The 265-nt window shown below is 27.9% G+C and carries 1 protein-coding gene; it reads left to right on the top strand.

The window, feature by feature from the left end; translation table 11 throughout:
* On the top strand, positions 1 to 265 hold a 265-nt coding region (locus tag FSY66_RS12460), incomplete at both ends, for a transposase (protein WP_144795417.1).

The raw sequence follows: 265 nt of genomic DNA, 5'->3' as shown, positions 1-265 counted from the left end.
GCTAAAAGATCATTTTTATCGCTATTCTTTGAAACTCAGACAAAAAGTCAAAACAGTCACGATTGATATGTATGAACCATATATGTCACTAATCAAACAATTATTTCCTAACGCGAAGATTATTATTGATCGTTTTCATATTGTTCAATCTTTAAATCGAGCGTTAAATATGTCTAGAGTTCATGTAATGAATTGTTATAGGGCCTCAAATAGACCGCTTTATAATAAATATAAAAGTTATTGGAAATTATTTCTTAAACCTTTT

This window comes from Kocuria palustris (assembly GCF_007666205.1).
GTDB lineage: Bacteria > Actinomycetota > Actinomycetes > Actinomycetales > Micrococcaceae > Kocuria > Kocuria palustris_A.
This window is presented reverse-complemented; position numbering and strand designations above follow the sequence as displayed.